The sequence below is a fragment of the Kitasatospora sp. NPDC029312 genome, assembly GCF_055569215.1.
On record NZ_JBVHXY010000029.1, the window covers coordinates 1 to 14,454 of the forward strand.

The 14,454-nt window shown below is 72.7% G+C and carries 12 protein-coding genes and 2 tRNA genes; 10 read left to right on the top strand and 4 right to left on the bottom strand.

What is annotated here, in order from left to right:
• Positions 1-243 precede the first annotated feature (243 nt).
• On the bottom strand, positions 244-657 hold the full coding sequence (locus tag ACZ4WV_RS22945; RefSeq protein ID WP_030056266.1) for an SsgA family sporulation/cell division regulator: 414 nt from the start codon (positions 655-657) through the stop codon (positions 244-246).
• A 423-nt stretch (positions 658-1,080) separates the two neighbouring features.
• Here ACZ4WV_RS22945 and ACZ4WV_RS22950 point away from each other — a divergent pair.
• Both ACZ4WV_RS22950 and ACZ4WV_RS22955 read left to right on the top strand, forming a co-directional pair.
• A tRNA-Val gene (locus ACZ4WV_RS22950) sits at positions 1,081-1,152 on the top strand.
• A gap of 213 nt (positions 1,153-1,365) precedes the next feature.
• Positions 1,366-1,437, top strand: a tRNA-Val gene (locus tag ACZ4WV_RS22955).
• Between the two features lie 70 nt (positions 1,438-1,507).
• Here ACZ4WV_RS22955 and ACZ4WV_RS22960 read toward each other — a convergent pair.
• The gene (locus tag ACZ4WV_RS22960; RefSeq protein WP_465749567.1) at positions 1,508-2,275 is read right to left on the bottom strand and encodes an exonuclease domain-containing protein; all 768 of its coding nucleotides are present in this window, start codon (positions 2,273-2,275) and stop codon (positions 1,508-1,510) included.
• A gap of 148 nt (positions 2,276-2,423) precedes the next feature.
• Between ACZ4WV_RS22960 and ACZ4WV_RS22965 the strand changes: the two genes are divergently transcribed.
• The 4 genes from ACZ4WV_RS22965 (at position 2,424) to ACZ4WV_RS22980 (ending at position 6,886) form a co-directional block, all read left to right on the top strand.
• Positions 2,424-2,978, top strand: coding sequence for a DUF4365 domain-containing protein (locus ACZ4WV_RS22965; protein ID WP_465749569.1), 555 nt, complete (start codon positions 2,424-2,426; stop codon positions 2,976-2,978).
• A gap of 32 nt (positions 2,979-3,010) precedes the next feature.
• Positions 3,011-4,177 carry a hypothetical protein gene (locus ACZ4WV_RS22970; RefSeq protein WP_465749571.1) on the top strand — a complete coding sequence of 389 codons (1,167 nt, stop codon included), beginning with the start codon at positions 3,011-3,013 and terminating at the stop codon, positions 4,175-4,177.
• A gap of 87 nt (positions 4,178-4,264) precedes the next feature.
• The gene (gene thrS / locus ACZ4WV_RS22975) at positions 4,265-6,244 is read left to right on the top strand and encodes a threonine--tRNA ligase (protein ID WP_465749573.1); all 1,980 of its coding nucleotides are present in this window, start codon (positions 4,265-4,267) and stop codon (positions 6,242-6,244) included.
• A gap of 81 nt (positions 6,245-6,325) precedes the next feature.
• Positions 6,326-6,886, top strand: coding sequence for an HIT family protein (locus tag ACZ4WV_RS22980; RefSeq protein ID WP_465749575.1), 561 nt, complete (start codon positions 6,326-6,328; stop codon positions 6,884-6,886).
• An 83-nt stretch (positions 6,887-6,969) separates the two neighbouring features.
• Here the strand turns inward: ACZ4WV_RS22980 and ACZ4WV_RS22985 are convergent, their stop codons facing one another.
• Positions 6,970-8,616, bottom strand: coding sequence for a hypothetical protein (locus tag ACZ4WV_RS22985; RefSeq protein WP_465749577.1), 1,647 nt, complete (start codon positions 8,614-8,616; stop codon positions 6,970-6,972).
• A gap of 198 nt (positions 8,617-8,814) precedes the next feature.
• Here ACZ4WV_RS22985 and ACZ4WV_RS22990 point away from each other — a divergent pair, with 198 nt between their 5' ends.
• Entirely contained in the window at positions 8,815-9,264 is a 450-nt protein-coding gene (locus ACZ4WV_RS22990; RefSeq protein ID WP_465749579.1) for a thiol-disulfide oxidoreductase DCC family protein, read from the top strand.
• Here ACZ4WV_RS22990 and ACZ4WV_RS22995 read toward each other — a convergent pair.
• Positions 9,252-11,300, bottom strand: a complete 2,049-nt coding sequence (locus ACZ4WV_RS22995) for an elongation factor G-like protein EF-G2 (protein WP_465749581.1) — start codon at positions 11,298-11,300, stop codon at positions 9,252-9,254. The genes ACZ4WV_RS22990 and ACZ4WV_RS22995 overlap by 13 nt on opposite strands.
• A gap of 267 nt (positions 11,301-11,567) precedes the next feature.
• On the opposite strand from ACZ4WV_RS22995, the gene pgsA reads away from it, so the two are divergent.
• From pgsA to ACZ4WV_RS23010, 3 genes are read left to right on the top strand one after another with little or no spacing between them, the layout of a single operon-like run.
• Positions 11,568-12,215: a phosphatidylinositol phosphate synthase gene (gene pgsA, locus ACZ4WV_RS23000; protein WP_465749583.1), complete on the top strand. Its 648-nt coding sequence runs from the start codon at positions 11,568-11,570 to the stop codon at positions 12,213-12,215.
• Positions 12,215-13,207, top strand: coding sequence for a phosphatidylinositol mannoside acyltransferase (locus tag ACZ4WV_RS23005; protein WP_465749585.1), 993 nt, complete (start codon positions 12,215-12,217; stop codon positions 13,205-13,207). The genes pgsA and ACZ4WV_RS23005 overlap by 1 nt, the downstream gene beginning before the upstream one ends.
• Before the next feature lie 40 nt (positions 13,208-13,247).
• Positions 13,248-14,432: a glycosyltransferase family 4 protein gene (locus ACZ4WV_RS23010; protein WP_465749587.1), complete on the top strand. Its 1,185-nt coding sequence runs from the start codon at positions 13,248-13,250 to the stop codon at positions 14,430-14,432.
• Positions 14,433-14,454: the final 22 nt, after the last annotated feature.

Sequence of the window (14,454 nt, forward strand, 5' to 3'; positions counted from 1 at the left end):
AGTACCCCCCCCCCCGCCCCCCCCCCTCCCCCCCCCCCCCCCCCCCCCCCCCCCCCCCCCCCCCCCCCCCCCCCCCCCCCTGCGGTGCTGTGGCCCCGCTCCGAGGGGAGCGGGGCCTTCCACCGGCCCCGAGACCGCGTCGTGCGCGGCTGAGTCCGCGGCCGTGCCCCCGAGTAGGACGGCTGCGAGGACGGCAGGGGGTTCGGCCCCGCCGACAGCGGGGCTGGACCGCCTCCGGGCGGGTCAGCTTTCGGCGAGGATGTGGGACAGCTCCCGGTCGAGGTCGAAGTGACGGTGTTCGGTGCCGGGGGGCACCGCGGCGTCCGTCCGCTTGAGGAACGACTCAAGCGCCCGGGCCGGGGCCTCCAGCAGGGCTTCTCCTTCCGGAGAGCTCAGTGCGATGCAGACCACCCCTTGCCCGTGGCTGCGCGACGGCCACACCCGGACGTCTCCGGTACCGGTGGGTCGGTGCAGCCCCTCCGCGAGGAGATCTCGGGCGAACACCCACTCCACGGTCTCGTCGGCGCCCGTGTGGAACGTGGCGTGTACGGCGTAGGGGTCGGCGGTGTCGTAGCGAAGGCCCGCGGGGACGGGCAGTGAGGACTCGCTGGACACGATGAGGCGCAGGTGCAGCTCGCAGCTGACCGTGGTGTTCATAAGCGCCATGGCCTTTCGCTCAGTGTGCGCTCGGGGAATCGCACGTCGGCGAACGGACCATCCCACCCCTACGACCGATGTAAACCCCGCTGTCCTGATTCCGGCGCGAGTCGTACCCCTTACGGCGCATTGCGGAATCGGCCCGGAGTACCCGCCCGGGGCATTACCGGCGGTTCTTCTCGGGGTTTCCCGATCGGCGTGTACTGCGCGTGTCCGGGGGCCCGGCCGGGGCGGGAACAGGGGAGCGGGTGATGTGGTCAGGTCCGACGAGTCGGCCGTGCGGTCGGGGCCCGGGAGGCGGGCCCGTCCCGGGCCTGCCCTGCCCCGGCCGGGCGTACGGCGGCCGGGGCGTCCGGGGTGGGCCCCGCGCCGGGAGGGTGTTCGGAGCACCCTCCGGGATGCGGTAATGTTTTCCCTGCACCCGGGCGATTAGCTCAGCGGGAGAGCACTTCGTTCACACCGAAGGGGTCACTGGTTCGATCCCAGTATCGCCCACCGGAATGCATTGTGATATGTGAGGCCCAGCCGATTTTTCGGCTGGGCCTCACATGTATTTCCGGGAATCCACCCGAAGCGCCGTCAGTAATCCGACTGAGGCCCAGTCACCTTCCGCGCGGAGCGCGAGTTCTGCGGATGCGGGGGCCGCAGCCCGGACGGAGCGAGTTGTACGACCGCCCCCGGCCGGTGCTACAGTTCTTCTCGTTGCCCGGGCGATTAGCTCAGCGGGAGAGCACTTCGTTCACACCGAAGGGGTCACTGGTTCGATCCCAGTATCGCCCACCGGACAGCACGCAGGCCCTGACCAGGAAACCGGTCGGGGCCTGCGGCGCGTTCGAGGGGAATCCGCCGGCTATGCCGCCGCCTCGCAGCCGTGACCGGGTTCCAGCCGGCGACCGCAGCCGCACCGGGCCGGCCGCAGCGGCCAGGAGAGATCCACTCGCTCCGGCGTTCCCGAGCGGTCGAACCAGCTCTGCAGCCCCCGCGCCTGCGCCGCGTGCCAGATCTCCTGCCGCAGGTGCAGCTCCGCCGCCGTCAGCCCGCCCAGGGCCGCCGGGTAGCGGGCGCCTATTCGCCGGGTCAGCGAGAGCGCCGCCCTCGCGTCCGCCGCCGCGTCGTGCGCCCCGGTCAGGTCGACCCCGTAGTGGGCGCACAGGTCGGTCAGCGTCCGGCGGCCCTTGCGGTAGCGGTCCACGTGCTTGTCCAGCACCCGCGGATCGAGCACCACCAGCCCGGCGCCGTCCAGGCCGCCGGTCAGCGTCAGCCCGTGGTGCCGGCGCAACTCCCGGTCCATCAGCGTCAGATCGTACGGCGCGTTCATCACCACCACCGGGAGCCCGGCCCGCGCCTGGGCCGCCAGGGCGCGGGTGACCTCCGCCACCACGGTGCGGGCCGGCCGGCCGTGCGTCCGGACCTGCTCGTCGGTGATGCCGTGCACCGCGCGGGCGCCGTCCGGGATCGGCACGCCCGGATCGGCGAGCCAGGTGGTGGTCCGCGCCGGTGCGCCCGGGGCGAGTTGGACGACCAGCGCGGCCGAGACGATCCGATCGGTCTCGACGTCCACGCCGGTGGTCTCGGTGTCGAAGGAGGCGAGCGGGCCGGTGTACCAGTGCTGCTGCATGACTGCCCCTCAGGCGTGCGTTCCGCGCCGGGGTGATACCCGGTTCTGACGCCCGCTCAACCCGTTTGGCCCAGCTCGGACCGGGGATCCTGCCCACGGGCGTCCCGTCCGGTTCCGGGCGGGCCCTGAGCCGGGGAGGGCGCGGGGCATGGCACTGACACAGCCGCAGCCCGAGGAGGCGGCCGCCGTACTGCGGGGCAACCTCGCGGTCACCGCGTGCATGGAGACGCTGCAGGTCGGCTATCTGCACGCGGTCGCCGCGGCGGCCGGCTGCTCGCTGTCCCAGCCGTTCCCCGACAACGGCATCGACTGGCAGGTCAGCCACGGCTCCCGGGCGCACGAGGTGGACGACGAGGTCACCATCAAGATCCAGCTGAAGGCCACCCAGCAGATCGCCTCCGACCCGGCCGGGCCGTTCTTCAGCTTCACCCTCGACAACGACCACCTGCGCAAGCTCGCCCGGGCCCGGGTCGCCGTCCCGCGGATCCTGGTCGTGATGCTGCTGCCGCGCCGGGTCGACCACTGGCTGCGGGCCCGCCCGGACGCCCTGGAGCTGCGGCACTGCTGCTACTGGGTCAACCTGGCCGGCCACCCCGTCACCGGTCAGCGGCGCACCAACGTCCGGGTGCCCACCGACAAGGTCTTCGACGACCGCGCGCTCTGCGACATCATGGCCCGGGTCGGCGCGGGCGGCAGCCCGTGACGGCCCGGCCCCGGCAGCGAGGAACTGGACCCATGACCCTGCCGCACGGACCGGACGACGCGTCCCGGGCCCTGCCCGACCCGGCCACCGTCGACCCCGCGGTGCTGACCACCCTGCTCGCCCGGCACGGCTGGGTCCGACGCGGTGGCCCCGCCGCCCGGTACGGGCGCTGGACCCCACCGGACGACGAACCCGGCACCAGCCTCCTCGTCCCCGCCGGGGACGGCTTCGACGACGCGGTCGACCTCCTCGCCGACGCCGTCACCGCCCTCTCCCGCTCCCGCACCCCCTCCGCCCGCCCGATCCTGCTCGCCCTCGCCCTCCCCGGCGACGAACTGCGCTGGCGCCGTGAACTGCCCGGCCCCGCCGATGCCACCCCCTGGGACGACGCCGAGCGCCTCCAGCGGGCAGCCCGCGCGATGCTCGCGGCCGGGGCCAAGGCCGGCCGCACCACCGCCGCCTACTTCGGCGCCCGGCTGGACGCCCTCGCCGGGGACTTCCTCGACCGCGTCCTGGTCATCGAGCAGGGGGCCGTCGAGCAGGGCGCCGCCCTCACCGCCTACACCCCCGCCCCCGAGGGCCGGGCCGTGGTCACCACCCTGGTGCGGGCCCTGGAGGCACTGCGCGACGCGGTGGACTACCGCCGGGTCAGCGGCGGGCCCGAGGCTTTCGAGAACGCCGTCCAGTCCGGGGTCAGCCGCGAACTCGTCCGGTCCGTCGAGGACTTGGTGCGGGGCACCACCGCCGCCCGGCTCACCGTCGCCTGGTCGCCCGCCGCCGGGACCCCGGGCGGCTTCGGCGACCGTCGGATCGACCTCGACTTCTCGCCCGGCGACCTGCCCGCCCTGGCCGAGGCCGCCGAACTGCTGGAACGGATCGAGCCCGCCGTCGACGTCACCGTGGTCGGCGTGGTCGTCCGCCTCAAGCGCGCCGACCCGGCCGGGCCCGGCGCGGTCCGGCTGCGGGTGCTCGGCGGAGCCGACGTCCGCGAACTCAAGCTCCGCCTGCCCGACCCCGACTACCGGCTCGCCGCCGAGGCCCACCTGTCCGGCGTCCCGGTCAAGGTCTCCGGCCGGCTGGAGCGCCGGGACGGCTTCCGGCGGCTGACCCGGCCCCGCGGCCTGGAGCTGTGCGGCTGGGAGCAGGGCGACCGCGAGCAACTGCTGAAGGGGCTGGAGGACGGCGGGGAAAGGTCCTGAGTGCACGGTGCGGGTGGCGCTCTCGGTACCATCGTCACGCGCAGCGCAGTGTTGCGTCCTCTGAATCCAGCACGTCAGGAGAGACCGGTGACGGACGTCCGGGTAATCATCAGCCGCGAACCCGATCGGGAAGAGCGCGTGGTGACCACGGGCACTACGGCCGCCGAGCTCTTCGCCGACGACCGCTCGATCATCGCCGCCCGCGTCGGCGGCCAGCTCAAGGACCTCTCCTACGTCGTCCAGGACGGCGAGGAGGTCGAGCCGGTCGCGATCGGCAGCAAGGACGGCCTCGACATCCTGCGCCACTCCACCGCGCACGTCATGGCCCAGGCCGTGCAGCAGCTCTACCCGGAGGCCAAGCTCGGCATCGGCCCGCCGGTCAAGGACGGCTTCTACTACGACTTCGACGTCGAGAAGCCGTTCCACCCCGATGACCTCAAGGCCATCGAGAAGAAGATGCAGGAGATCATCAAGCGCGGGCAGAAGTTCTCCCGCCGCGTGGTCACCGACGAGTCCGCCCGCGAGGAGCTGGCCGCCGAGCCGTACAAGCTCGAACTGATCGGCCTCAAGGGCTCCGCCGCCACCGCCGGCGAGGGCGCCGACGTCGAGGTCGGCGCCGGCGAACTCACCATTTACGACAACCTGGACGCCAAGACCGGCGAGCAGTGCTGGGGCGACCTCTGCCGCGGCCCGCACCTGCCCAGCACCCGGCACATCCCGGCGTTCAAGCTGATGCGCAACGCGGCCGCCTACTGGCGCGGCAGCGAGAAGAACCCGATGCTCCAGCGCATCTACGGCACCGCCTGGCCGACCAAGGACGAGCTGAAGGCCCACCTCGACTTCCTCGTCGAGGCCGAGAAGCGCGACCACCGCAAGCTCGGCACCGAGCTCGACCTCTTCTCCATCCCCGAGGAGATCGGCTCCGGCCTCGCCGTCTTCCACCCCAAGGGCGGCATCATCCGCCGCGCCATGGAGGATTACTCGCGCAAGCGGCACGAGGAAGAGGGCTACGAGTTCGTCTACACCCCGCACGCCACCAAGGGGAAGCTCTTCGAGAAGAGCGGCCACCTGGACTGGTACGCGGACGGCATGTACCCGCCCATGCAGCTCGACGAGGGCGTGGACTACTACCTCAAGCCGATGAACTGCCCGATGCACAACCTGATCTTCGATGCGCGCGGCCGCTCGTACCGTGAACTGCCGCTGCGCCTCTTCGAGTTCGGGACGGTGTACCGGTACGAGAAGTCCGGCGTGGTGCACGGCCTGACCCGGGCCCGCGGCTTCACCCAGGACGACGCCCACATCTACTGCACCCGCGAGCAGATGGCGGAGGAGCTCGACTCCACCCTGACCTTCGTGCTCAACCTGCTCCGCGACTACGGACTGACCGACTTCTACCTGGAGCTGTCGACCAAGGACCCGGAGAAGTTCGTCGGCACGGACGAGGCCTGGGAGGAGGCCACCGCCGTCCTCGCAGGCGTGGCCGAGAAGCAGGGCCTGCCGCTGGTGCCCGACCCGGGCGGCGCGGCCTTCTACGGTCCGAAGATCTCGGTGCAGGCCAAGGACGCCATCGGCCGCACCTGGCAGATGTCGACCATCCAGCTCGACTTCAACCTGCCCGAGCGCTTCGACCTGGAGTACACCGCGGCGGACGGCTCGCGCCAGCGGCCGGTCATGATCCACCGCGCGCTGTTCGGCTCGATCGAGCGCTTCTTCGCGGTGCTGCTGGAGCACTACGCGGGCGCCATGCCGCCGTGGCTGGCCCCGGTCACCGTGACCGGCATCCCGATCACCGACGAGCACGTGCCGTACCTGCTGGAGGTCGCGGCCGAGCTCAGGAAGCAGGGGATCCGGGTCGAGGTGGACACCTCGGACGACCGGATGCAGAAGAAGATCCGCAACGCGCAGAAGAGCAAGGTCCCGTACATGCTCATCGCGGGCAACGACGACGTCGAAGCGGGTGCCGTCTCCTTCCGCTACCGCAACGGCGAGCAGAAGAACGGCGTGCCGGTGGCGGACGCCGTCCAGGAGATCGTGGACGCGGTCAAGAACCGCGTCCAGGTCTGACGCCGTCGTCCGACCAGCACGCGCGGGGCGGGCTCTCGATGAGTCCGCCCCGCGCGGCTTCGCAAGCACGGCTGGGCGAATATGCTGATCAGCATGACGACTGAGCCGGAACTGCAGCGGGGCGTCGGTGAGCCGGACGGCTTCCGCCGCCTGTGGACGCCCCATCGGATGGCGTACATCCAGGGGGAGAACAAGCCCACCGGTCCGGCTCCGGACGACGGTTGTCCGTTCTGCTCGATCCCCGCGCTGAGCGACGAGGACGGGCTGGTCATCGCCCGGGGGAGCGCCGTCTTCGCGGTGCTGAACCTCTACCCGTACAACGGCGGACACCTGATGGTGGTCCCCTACCGGCACGTGGCCGACTACACCGACCTGGACGAGGCGGAGACGGCCGAGCTGGCCGACTTCACCAAGAAGGCGATGACCGCGCTGCGGACGGCCTCCGGGGCGCACGGGTTCAACATCGGGATGAACCAGGGCGCGGCCGCCGGTGCCGGGATCGCCGCGCACCTGCACCAGCACGTGGTGCCGCGCTGGGGCGGGGACACCAACTTCATGCCGGTGGTCGGCCACACCAAGGTGCTGCCGCAGCTGCTGGCGGACACCCGGAAGATGCTGGCCGAGGTCTGGCCGCAGGGCTGAGCCGCGCAGGCGAAGGGGGCCCGTCACCGATCCCTCGGTGGCGGGCCCCTTCGTCGTGCGCGGTGGGCTCCTGCGCGGTGGGCTCAGCTGGCGTTGAAGGTGTCGACGTCGTACGGCCGGGGGCTCTGCGCCTCGGACTTGATGATCGAGGTGCGGTTCTTGAAGAAGCGGTCGGCGTCGAGGTCGTGCTCCCGCAGGAACTCCAGAGTGGCGGTGTGGACGGCGTTGAGCACCGGGACGGAGGCGTTCATGGCGTTGTCGACCATGGAGCGGTTGCTCCACGCGGTGGCGACCCAGGCGTGCCGCAGACCGAACGGCTCGGGCAGGCCCAGACCGCCGCCGAGCCAGCCGAGCAGGCCGGGCATCCGGTGGAACGGGGCGCGGACGGCCTGGCGGACCACCTCGTCGTTGTCGATCAGGGGCAGCTTGACGGTGCGCTCCTCCCAGAACCTCACCGTCTTGGCGACGGACTTCTCCTTGTCCTTGGGCTTGTCGAAGAAGACGCCCTTGACCGGCCCGAGCGCGTAGCCGGCCACCGAGATGTTCAGCACGTCGGCGAGCAGGGTCACCGTGATGGTGAAGGTGAGGACCAGCTTCCCGTCGTGGGTGATGAACTGGGTGGCCAGGTAGTGCCGGGGGCCGCCGGGAAAGGTCTGCTTGTCGGCGATGCTCTGCACCGCGAAGTCGCGCATCCGGTCGCCGTCCATGTCGGCGCTGCCGGGGCGGCTGATCTCGTCGGCGCCCTCGCTGACGTCGAAGACCACCCACTGCTTGATGGCGACGTTGGGGATGCCGCTGTTGGCGACGTGGCTGACGCCGAGGCCCTTGAGCTGGGCGGAGATCCGGCGGACCAGGTCCCAGGGGTGGAAGGCCCGGAAGTCGACGTGGCCCTCGGCGGGGTGCAGGGTGTCGGCGAGGCGCCACTCGCCCCAGCGGCGGCCGGCGCCGAGGATGCCCTTCGGGCCGGCGTAGTGGTGGACGTTGGTCTCCTGCTCCGCGTCCAGGCGGCCCAGCTTGTCGCGCAGGTCGTTGGCCTTCTTGTCCAGATCGTCGCGGGGGACGGCCTTGGCCACGGTGGCGGCGACGGCGCTGCCCTCGACCAGGTCCTGCCAGCGGGTGCGCAGGTCCTTGGCGGAGCGCTCGACGATCCGGCGGGCCAGGTACCAGCCGATCACCGGTGCGAGCATGGTGATCCGCAGGTACACGCCCAGGACGCCGGCCGCCGGCGGGCGCAGCGCGAGCAGGACCGCGAGGGCGCCCGCCGCGATGAGCGCGAGGCCGCCGAAGACGTCGGCGCCGCGCGTCCTGTCCCGCTTGAGCCAGGCGCGCAGCTGGAAGGCGCCGAGCCAGACCAGGGTGCCGGGGAGGAAGAGCAGGCCGGTGACGACGGTGACGGTGCTGAGCTGCCGGTCACGGGCGTTGCGCAACTCCTCGGCGGCCAGGCAGTGTTCGACGACCTGGCGGGTGTTGACGCCGAAGGAGGGCACGAGGGGTTTGCGGTCGCCGCCGAGGGCGCGGGAGATCAACGCCTTGCTGAACGCCTCGCCCAGGTTGGGGCGGAAGAGGGCGAAGCGGCCCTTCTTCTCGGTGGCGTCGGTGACGTCCTCGACGAACTTGCCGATCTCGCCGTCCCGGTAGGCGGCCGAGGAGAGCGCCTGGGTGACGGCGGTCTGCGGGCCGGCGTCGGTCCGGGGTATCTGCGCTCCCGGAGTCATGTCGAGTGTGGTCACGGTGGCGTCCCCTCCTCCCCTTGTCAGCGGCAGGTTACCGTGCCGTGGCACCCCCGCGCGGATGATCGTCTGAAGTACCGTCACGAACCGTCACGATCGGGCCACCCCCGGCCTGAGGGGCATGATGCCCAGCTTGGGGCCGGTCGATACCCGCCCGGACCGGCCGGGCGGGGGTGGAGGAGGATGGACGGTGGAGGAATGACGAAGGGGGCTGTGGTGAAGGATCCGGTGCTGGTCTTCGACGGCGACTGCGCGTTCTGCTCGTCCTGCGTGCGGTGGGGGGAGCGGTACCTGCGGCAGACGCTGGCCTCGGGGGGCTGGGAGGCGGTGCCGTTCCAGTTCGCCGAGCTCCCGGAGCTGGACGCGCTGGCGGGCGGCCGGGGTGAGGTGTCCGCCGAGCGGGCCGAGCGCGAGGTGCTGTGGGTGACGCCGGCGGGCCGGGTGTACGGGGGCGCGCAGGCGGTGGCGCGGCTGCTGATGCGCTCCGGGGGCGCGTGGGCGTATCTGGGGGCGGTGCTGACCCTGGCGCCGGTGCGGCCGGTGGCGGCCTTGGCGTACCGCTGGGTGGCGCGCAACCGGCACCGGATGCCCGGGGGCACGGCGGCCTGCGCGTTGCCGAGGCGTGCCGCGGCTGGTCAGTCGGTGTAGCGCCCGGCCAGCGCGGTGGGCATGGGTTCGTGGCGCAGGTAGGCGCGGGAGAACTCGGCCGTGCCGTGGGTGAGCGAGCGCAGGTCCAGCGGGTAGCGGACGAGTTCGAGTTCGGGGACCTCGGCACGCAGCAGGGTGAGGCCCGTCCCGCCCGTCTCGCTGCCGAGGACCCGGCCCCGGCGGGCGGAGAGGTCGCCGAGGACGGCGCCGAGGTACTCGTCCGGCAGCAGGACGCTGACGGCGGCGACGGGTTCGAGCAGCCGGATGACGGCGTGCTCGGCGGCGTCGCGCAGGGCGAGCGCGGCGGCGTTCTGGAAGGCGGCGTCGGAGGAGTCGACGGAGTGCGCCTTGCCGTCGGTGAGGGTGACCCGGACGTCGACCAGCGGGTGGCCGGTGGCGACGCCCTTGGCGAGCTGGGCGCGGACGCCCTTCTCGACAGAGGGGATGAAGTGCTTGGGGACGGCGCCGCCGACGACGTGTTCCTGGAACTCGAAGCCGGAGCCGGTCGGCAGGGGTTCGACTTCGAGGTCGCAGATGGCGTACTGGCCGTGGCCGCCGGACTGCTTGACCAGGCGGCCGTGGCCGGCGGCGGCGGTGCCGAAGGTCTCGCGCAGGGCGACCTTGGGTTCGACGGTGTCGACGTGGACGCCGTGGCGGGTGCGCAGCCGCTCGAGGACGACCTCGGCGTGAGCCTCGCCGGTGCACCAGAGGACGAGCTGGTGGGTGTCCGGGTTCTGTTCCAGGCGTAGTGCCGGGTCCTCGGCGGTGAGCCGGGTGAGGGCCTGGGAGAGCTTGTCGTCGTCGGCCTTGCTGTGGGCTTCGACGGCGATGGGCAGCAGGGGCTCGGGGAGGGTCCAGCCGTCGAGTTCGGCGGGCTGGCCGGGTTCGTGGACGGTGTCGCCGGCCCGGGCGCTGGTGAATTTGGCGGCGCAGACGAGGTCTCCGGCGACGGCGTGCGGGACGGGGCGCTGGAGCTTGCCGAAGGGGCTGGTGAGGGCGGTGACGCGTTCGTCGCCGTTCTGGTCGGGGGCGTGGGCGGGCCCGACCAGGCGGATCTTGGTGTCGGGGCGCAGGGTGCCGGCGTACACCCGCAGCAGGCTGATCCGGCCGACGTAGGCGTCGCCGGTGACGCGGACGACCTGGGCGGCGAGCGGGGCGTCCGGGTCGCAGTCGGGGCCGGGGCGGGTGCGTTCGGTGGGGTCGGGGAAGGTGTGGGCGATGAGGTCGAGGAGTTCGGCGGCGCCGAGGCCGTTCTCGCTGGTGGGGACGGCGGGGTGGAGGGCGCAGGCGAGGACTTCGCGGCGCAGGCCGGCTTCGAGGGACTCGGTGTCCAGGGGGTCGCCGGCGAGGTAGCGCTCCATGAGGGCGTCGTCCTGGCCGGAGATGGCCTCGACGAGGCTGTCGTGGGCCGGGCCGGTGTCGGGCAGCGGGGCGGCGTCGCCGTAGGTGTCACCGGTGAGCAGGTCGACGCTGCCGTCGGGGTGTCCGTCGTGGAGGACGGGTAGGAACAGCGGGCGGAGGGTGTCCGGGCCGAGTTCGAAGGCGTCGTGGCAGGCGGTGAGGATGTCGGCGAAGCCGGTGCGGGCGAGGTCGAGTTTGGCGACGGCGATGGCGCGCGGGATGCCTTCGGCGGCGCATTCGCGCCAGAGGGCGCGGGTGGGGGCGGTGACCGGGTCGGTGGCGGAGACGACGAAGACGGCGGCGTCGGCGGCGTGCAGGGCGGCGCGCAGGTCGGCGGTGAAGTCGGGGTGGCCGGGCGGGTCGAGCAGGTTGATCTTGACGCCCTTCCACTCGAGCGGGAGCAGCGAGAGCTGGACGGAGCGCTGCTGCTGGTGCTCGATGTCCTCGTGGTCGGAGACGGTGGTGCCGTCGGCGACGCGGCCGGCGCGGCCGATGGCGCCGGCGGCGAGGGCGAGGGACTCGGCGAGGGTGGTCTTGCCCACACCGCTGGAGCCGATGAGGACGACGTTGCGCAGGTCCCGCGGGCCGGTGACGGCGGGTGCCTGGCCGGCTCGTGCCGTGCTGCGGTCGGGCATCGGGGTCTCCTCCCGTGGCGCCGAGGCTTGTCCATCGCAGTTTAGGGTCGGGTGTCGTTCCGGCGCGTGTTCTGCGGCGGGACGGTGGGCGGGGCGGTGACCGTGCGTGGGTGGGCGGTGGCCGGTGTGCCGCCCGGCGGTGCCTGCGCCGGAGCGTCTCTCCGGCGTGGCTACGATGGGTGCGCCGGACGGGCTCATCCGTCCGGCCGTCTGCCGCGCGTGTTGCGCCAGGCGGGTACCTGGCAGATCGGAGCGGCTGGGAAGGCCATGCTCAACAAATACGCGCGTGCCTTCTTCACACGTGTCCTGACCCCGTTCGCCGCGTTCCTGATCCGCCTGGGCGTGAGCCCGGACACCGTGACGCTGGTCGGTACCGCCGGTTCGGTGGCCGGTGCGCTGGTGTTCTTCCCGCGCGGGGAGTTCTTCTGGGGCACCATCACGATCACGCTCTTCATCTTCTCGGACCTGGTGGACGGGAACATGGCCCGTCAGCTGGGCCGCAGCACCAGGTGGGGGGCCTTCCTGGACTCCACGCTGGACCGGGTCGCGGATGCGGCGATCTTCGGCGGCCTGGCGATGTGGTACGCGGGCAAGGGCGACGACAACCTGCTGTGCGCGGTGGCGATCTTCTGCCTGGCGAGCGGCCTGGTGGTGTCGTACACCAAGGCGCGGGCGGAGAGCCAGGGCCTGCCGTGTGACGTGTCGGGGCTGGTGGAGCGGGCCGAGCGGCTGGTGGCCAGCCTGGTGGCCGCCGGCGTCGCGGGTCTGCACGAGTTCGGGGTGCCGTACGTGGAGTGGCTGCTGCCGGTGGCGTTGTGGCTGGTCGCGGCGGGCAGCCTGGTGACGGTGTTCCAGCGGATGCTGACCGTGCGCCGGGAGGCGTTCGAGGCCGACCGAGCGGCGGCCGGGAGCTGATGGGGGGGCGTCCTGCGGTGACGGACCGACTGGTGTACTGGGCGTACGCGCTGGGGTGGGCGGTGCTGAAGCACCTGCCGGAGCCGGTGGCGCGAGGGCTGTTCGACCGGCTGGCGGACTACGCGTGGCGCCGGCGCGGCAAGCGGGTGCTCCAGTTGGAGGCGAATCTGCGCCGGGTCCGTCCGGGGCTGGACGAGGCCGCGCTGCGGGCGTTGTCGCGGGCCGGGATGCGCTCGTACCTGCGGTACTGGTTGGAGTCCTTCCGGCTGCCGGTGTGGAGCCGGGAGCGGGTCGCCCGGGACGTCAGGGTGGAGGGCTTCGAGCACCTGCGGGAGCCGATGGAGGCCGGGCGGGGCGCGGTGATAGCGCTGCCGCACATGGGCAACTGGGACCTGGCGGGCACCTGGGTCGCGCAGCAGGGCTACCCGTTCACCACGGTCGCCGAGCGGCTGAAGCCGGAGCGGCTGTTCGACCGGTTCGTCGCGTTCCGGGAGGGCCAGGGCATGGAGGTCCTGGCGCTGACCGGTGGTTCGGTGAACGTGATCGGCACCCTGGCGCGGCGGCTGCGGGAGGGCCGGCTGGTCTGCCTGGTGGGGGACCGGGACCTGTCGGAGGCGGGCCTCGAGGTGACCTTCTTCGGCGAGGCGACCCGGATGCCGGCCGGTCCTGCGGCGCTGTGCCGGCGGACGGGGGCGGCGCTGCTGCCGGTGACGCTCTGGTACGACGGCCCGGTGATGCGGGCGCGGATCCACCCCGAGGTGGTGGCGCCCGAGGAGGGCGGCCACAAGGAGCGGACCCTGGCGATGACCCAGGCGATGGCGCGGGTGTGGGAGCGGGGGATCCGCGAGCACCCGCAGGACTGGCACATGTTGCAGAGGTTCTGGCTCGCCGACCTGCCGGCCCGTGAGACCGTGGACGCCTCGCCGGCGGCGCGAGCGGGGGCGGCGGCCGAGCCGGCCGTGGAGCCCGCGGCCGAGGCCTCCGGGTCCTGAGCCCGCCCGTACGACCCGTCCGAAGGAGCTTGAGGAACCCGTGAAGATCGGCATCGTCTGCCCGTACGACTGGGACGTCCCCGGCGGGGTGCAGTTCCACATCCGGGACCTGGCCGAGCACCTGATCGCCCTGGGCCACCGGGTGTCGGTGCTGGCGCCGGCCGAGGACGACGACGCGCTTCCGCCGTACGTGGTCTCGGCCGGGCGGGCGGTGGCGGTGCCGTACAACGGCTCGGTGGCGCGGCTGAGCTTCGGCATCCTGTCGGCGGCCCGGGTGCGGCGGTGGCTGCGCGAGGGGCGCTTCGACATCCTGCACGTGCACGAGCCGGCCTCGCCGAGCCTGTCGATGCTGGCGGCCTGGTCGGCGACGGGGCCGATGGTGGGCACCTTCCACACCTCCAACCCGCGCTCGCGGGCGATGATCGCGGCCTCGCCGATCCTCCAGCCGGGGCTGGAGAAGATGCGGGCCCGGATCGCGGTGTCCGAGTACGCCCGGCGCACCCTGGTGGAGCACTTGGGCGGGGACGCGGTGGTGATCCCGAACGGCGTGGACGTCGGCTTCTTCGCGGACGCCGAGCCGGACGCCCGGTGGACCGGCAACGCGGCCGGGGGCGAGCCGGGCACGATCGGCTTCATCGGCCGGATCAACGAACCGCGCAAGGGCCTGCCGACGCTGCTGGCGGCGCTGCCGAGGATCCTGGCCGAGCGGCCGGGGGTGCGGCTGCTGGTGGCCGGCAAGGGCGATGAGGAGGAGGTCGTCGCCGGTCTGGCGCCCGAGGTCCGCGCGCAGGTGGAGTTCCTCGGGATGGTCTCCGACCGGGAGAAGGCCCGGTTGCTGCGCAGCGTGGACCTGTACGTGGCGCCGAACACGGGCGGCGAGAGCTTCGGGATCATCCTGGTCGAGGCGATGTCGGCGGGCGCTCCGGTGCTGGCGAGCGATCTGGACGCGTTCAAGCAGGTGCTGGACGGCGGGGACGCCGGGGAGCTGTTCCCGGTGGAGGACGCCGACGCGCTGGCCCGCAAGGCGCTGCGGCTGCTGGGGGACCCGCGGCGGCTGGAGGAGCTGCGCAAGGCGGCCTCGCGGCACGTGCGGCGGTTCGACTGGTCGACGGTGGGCGCGGACATCCTGGCGGTGTACGAGACGGTGACGGCCGGGGACGCGGCGGTGGTCGAGGAGGACGTGCGCAGCGGGCGGCGCGGCCGGTTCGGTCTGGCCCGGGACTGAGGCCGCGGGCCGGTCGGTGCGC

Excerpts from the sequence above, each read along its gene's own strand:
- ACZ4WV_RS22945 (WP_030056266.1), bottom strand. The coding sequence starts at position 657 with ATGAACACCACGGTCAGCTGCGAGCTGCACCTGCGCCTCATCGTGTCC.
- ACZ4WV_RS22960 (WP_465749567.1), bottom strand. The coding sequence starts at position 2,275 with ATGCAGCAGCACTGGTACACCGGCCCGCTCGCCTCCTTCGACACCGAG.
- ACZ4WV_RS22965 (WP_465749569.1), top strand. The coding sequence starts at position 2,424 with ATGGCACTGACACAGCCGCAGCCCGAGGAGGCGGCCGCCGTACTGCGG.
- ACZ4WV_RS22970 (WP_465749571.1), top strand. The coding sequence starts at position 3,011 with ATGACCCTGCCGCACGGACCGGACGACGCGTCCCGGGCCCTGCCCGAC.
- ACZ4WV_RS22980 (WP_465749575.1), top strand. The coding sequence starts at position 6,326 with ATGCTGATCAGCATGACGACTGAGCCGGAACTGCAGCGGGGCGTCGGT.
- ACZ4WV_RS22990 (WP_465749579.1), top strand. The coding sequence starts at position 8,815 with ATGACGAAGGGGGCTGTGGTGAAGGATCCGGTGCTGGTCTTCGACGGC.
- ACZ4WV_RS22995 (WP_465749581.1), bottom strand. The coding sequence starts at position 11,300 with ATGCCCGACCGCAGCACGGCACGAGCCGGCCAGGCACCCGCCGTCACC.
- pgsA (WP_465749583.1), top strand. The coding sequence starts at position 11,568 with ATGCTCAACAAATACGCGCGTGCCTTCTTCACACGTGTCCTGACCCCG.
- ACZ4WV_RS23005 (WP_465749585.1), top strand. The coding sequence starts at position 12,215 with ATGGGGGGGCGTCCTGCGGTGACGGACCGACTGGTGTACTGGGCGTAC.